Origin of the sequence: Sphingomonas sp. CCH9-E2, assembly GCF_001557215.1 — a bacterium.
Lineage (GTDB): Bacteria > Pseudomonadota > Alphaproteobacteria > Sphingomonadales > Sphingomonadaceae > Sphingomonas.
Genome location: NZ_LSJM01000059.1, coordinates 1 through 3456, shown reverse-complemented (window position 1 = coordinate 3456; position 3456 = coordinate 1). Strand labels below are relative to the sequence as shown.

Annotated in this window: 5 protein-coding genes; all 5 read right to left on the bottom strand. The window is 70.7% G+C overall.

Annotated features, from left to right (window positions below; translation table 11 throughout):
- Positions 1-212, bottom strand: a 212-nt coding sequence (locus AX681_RS03395; RefSeq protein WP_066681807.1) for a DUF6127 family protein, incomplete at its 3' end; no start/stop codon positions are given.
- Between the two features lie 65 nt (positions 213-277).
- Entirely contained in the window at positions 278-1414 is a 1137-nt protein-coding gene (locus tag AX681_RS03390; protein ID WP_066658772.1) for a phage portal protein, read from the bottom strand.
- A gap of 81 nt (positions 1415-1495) precedes the next feature.
- Positions 1496-2167, bottom strand: coding sequence for a spermidine synthase (locus tag AX681_RS03385; RefSeq protein ID WP_066658774.1), 672 nt, complete (start codon positions 2165-2167; stop codon positions 1496-1498).
- Position 2168: 1 nt separating this feature from the next.
- Positions 2169-2897 carry an NRDE family protein gene (locus AX681_RS03380; protein WP_066658776.1) on the bottom strand — a complete coding sequence of 243 codons (729 nt, stop codon included), beginning with the start codon at positions 2895-2897 and terminating at the stop codon, positions 2169-2171.
- Positions 2898-2942: 45 nt separating this feature from the next.
- A partial coding sequence (locus AX681_RS03375) for a DNA-packaging protein (RefSeq protein WP_197424222.1) occupies positions 2943-3456 on the bottom strand: 514 nt, incomplete at its 5' end.

Here is a 3456-nt window from a genome sequence, read left to right as displayed (position 1 = left end):
AGCCCCACCACCACCAGCGCTAGCAGCATCCGTACGACCCACCCGGCCACCGCCTTCACCGCCGATCGCTTGGCATCGCGCCACGCCTCCAGCAGCTCGCGCAGCTCGCCCATGTCCTTGCCCGCGTGCGGATCATCCAGCCCCAGCCGCGCCAGCGCCCGAGTCGCGCCCAGCTCGCCCGCTTCCTCCGCCACCGCGCGCAGCGTCGCCATATCCGCCCCTTCGGCGCTTCCCTGCGCGATCAGCTGAGCTAGCAGCTTGCCGTCCACCGGCGCGCTCACGACCCGATCTCCAGGTCAATCTCGGCGCCGATCCCCACCAGCGCGCGCTTCTCCTCGGGCGTCAGGAATTCAGCCGCGCTCACGCTGCGCCACAGCCGCTCGCGGTCCTCCGCCATCGCCGGGACCTTGTCGACCGCAACCCGCAGGTGCGCGCCGGGGAACCAGGGCGACAGCCCCTGCGCCAATTCGGTCAGGATCTTGTCCGCCAGCGGCAGGATCGTCATCCGCCACACCGCCTTGTTCGCCTCGCGATAATTCGCGTAGCTATTGTCGCCGGGCAGCCCGATCAGCATCGGCGGCACCCCAAACGCCAGCGCGATCTCGCGCGCCGCCGCCGCCTTCAGCCCGACGAAATCCATGTCGGCAGGCGTCAGGCTCATCGCCTGCCACTTCAGGCCGCCCTCCAGCAGCATCGGCCGCCCGGCATTGGCGGCCCCGGCAAAGCCCGCCTCCATCTCGCTCTTGAGCCGCTCGAACTGCGCCGGCGACAGCGCGCTCCCGTCGCCCGGCTCGTACACCAGCGCCCCCGAAGGCCGCGCCGCATTGTCCAGCAGCGCCTTGTTCCATCGCGTCGCGGCATTGTGGATCGCGATCGCGCCGCTCGCTGCGCCCAGGCAGCCCAGGCCATAATGATCGTCGACCGGGTTGAACGCCTTCAGATGCACGACCTGCGGCCGCCCCGCCGCATCCTCCGCCGCGATCGTGGTGACGCTCCCGCCGACTCGATAGCGATAGCCGACCGGCCACCCCCCGGCATCGGTTTCGACGCTCACCCGCTCGGGCCGCAGCGCGAACAGCTCCGCCACGCCCCCCGCGCCGTCGCCCAGCAGCTGCACATAGGCATTGCCATGGAGCAGCAACTGCGCGGCGATCGTTGCCCCCAGTTCCTGCCCCTGGCTGCGTGCGGCGACCAGCTTCAGCAACGCCGCATCGCTCGCCGCAATCGGCGCGGCGGCCACCCCCTCGGCAATGATCTTCACCGCCCGCTGCGCCACCGGATTGGCCGTATAGCCCGCGCGCACCTGCGCCTCGTAGCTCTGCGGCCACTCACCCAGCACCGCGCCCGCGCCCTGCCCACGCGCCAACACCGGACGCGAACCCTCGCGCCCGGACTTCCGCCCGAACCATTTCATAGAAATTCTCCGCTAAAACTTCCCTCCCGCTAGCGGGAGGGGCTGGGGGAGGGCGCGCGCGTCTGCGCGCCTAAAAGACTCTTACCGCTTCCTACCGAACCAGATCACGTGCCGCGGGCCTTTTCCATTGGAACGCGCCCGCACCTGAACCTCTTCCACCGCAAACCCCGCATCGCGCATCCGCCGCGTAAAGGCCGGGTCCGGCCCCGCCGACCACACTGCCAGCACCCCGCCCGGCGCCAGCGCCGCCCGCGCCCGCTCCAGCCCGCGCATCGTGTACAGCCCGTTATTGGCATCGCGCGTCAGCCCGTCAGGACCATTGTCGACATCCAACAGGATCGCCTCCCAGCTGCCCCGGCTGCGCGCGATCTCCGCGCCGACATCGCCCATCACCAGCTGCGTGCGCGGATCGTCCAGGCACCCGTCGGCCAGCTCCGCCATCGGCCCGCGCGCCCACTCGATGATGCCGGGCACCAGCTCGACCACGCACGCCCACCCCTTCGGCCCCAGCCGCCTGAGCGCCGCGCGCAGCGTAAACCCCATGCCATATCCGCCGATCAGCAGCCGCGCGTTCGCCGGGTCGTTCAGCCGGTCCAGCGTCATCTCCGCCAGCGCCTCTTCCGATCCGCTCATCCGGCTCGACATCAGCTCGTTACGCTCGAGCATGATGATGAAGTCACGCCCATGCCGCACCAGCCGCAACGGCTCCCCGCCCGGCACCTCGGCCACGCCGATCAGCTCTCTCGGGGTCATCTCAACTCCACGTAAAACTGAGGACACTTTCGCCCTCGAGCAGACCCGTCGAACTGAACCGCCGCTCCGCAATCCGCCCGCGGCCCAGATGGTCCACCGTCACCACCGTGCTGCACCGCGTGCCATAGACCGGGTTGCGGATGAACACCGGCGAGTCCACCGGCTCGAACGGATCGGGCTCATAGCGCTCCGCCGCCCCTGCCGGCCGCTCGTCCGCCAGCGCCGCGAACAGCTTCTCCATCGACGCGCTGCCTTCCTGCAGCCAGGCGGTCAGCGCCATCTGCACCCGGATCGTCTTGGGCCACAGCGTATCGAACAACCCATTCGACAGCCCGTGCATCCCCGGGCTCAGCGGCCGCCGCACCGGATCGGGCCGGTTCGACAGATACAGCGGCCCGTCGCGATCCACCGCAATCAGGTTGAACGGGTTGTACGCGTTCAGATCCTCCGGCTCGTGCCCCGCAAGCATATCGGTCACCAGCGCCCCGCGCGACAGCTTGCCCGGATCGGCCGCCTCGCCGCGCACATTGGTCACCGCCGCCAGCCGCCCGGCCTCGTTCACCGCCAGCCAGGTCCCCCCGGCCTCCAGATCGCGCCCGCCGATCACGGGACCCTTCGCCATCCAGCGCGACAGCGGCAAGGTCGCGCGCGCATGCCGCTCGTCACGGTTCCCCGCGGCGACCAACAACCAATTGGGATGCATTCCCCACGCCAACGCCAGCACGCACATGGAGCGTGGCTTAGCGGGGGGCGAACGCATCGCCTAGAGCCGATCTCACGGCTTGCGCACCCCGACCTCGCCCTTCCACCCGAACACCAGCTCCCACGCCGCCCACACCAGCGCATCCGCGCGATCCGGCGAGCGCCCCGGCCCGGCATAATCGCCCCCGCGCACCAGCCCGCACAGCTCGTCCTCCAGCGCCACAAACGCCGCCGCGTGCCGCACATGGCCCCGCTCGTACAGCGCCGCCACCGGCTCCGCCCGCGCCGCCTTGCCCCGGCTGGCATGGACCAGCCGCACCGGCATCGCCACCGCCGCCGCGCGCAGCACGCTCTCGACCATGTCACCGCCCTGGTTCTTCTCCGCCACCACGCGATCCGCGCCATGCCGGTCGGCACACGCCGCCACAGCGAGCGCCCAGCCCTCGGGCGACAGCCCGGCAACGCTCGCATCCTCCAGCACCTCGAGCCGTCCCAGACCGTCCACCGCCACCGCAACGATCCCGCACGCATCGCCCTCCGCACTCGCTGGCGGATCGACGCCGACCACCACCCGGACCGGCTCATCC

Coding starts and splice junctions, on each gene's coding strand:
- AX681_RS03390 (WP_066658772.1), bottom strand. CDS start 1,414: ATGAAATGGTTCGGGCGGAAGTCCGGGCGCGAGGGTTCGCGTCCGGTG.
- AX681_RS03385 (WP_066658774.1), bottom strand. CDS start 2,167: ATGACCCCGAGAGAGCTGATCGGCGTGGCCGAGGTGCCGGGCGGGGAG.
- AX681_RS03380 (WP_066658776.1), bottom strand. CDS start 2,897: ATGTGCGTGCTGGCGTTGGCGTGGGGAATGCATCCCAATTGGTTGTTG.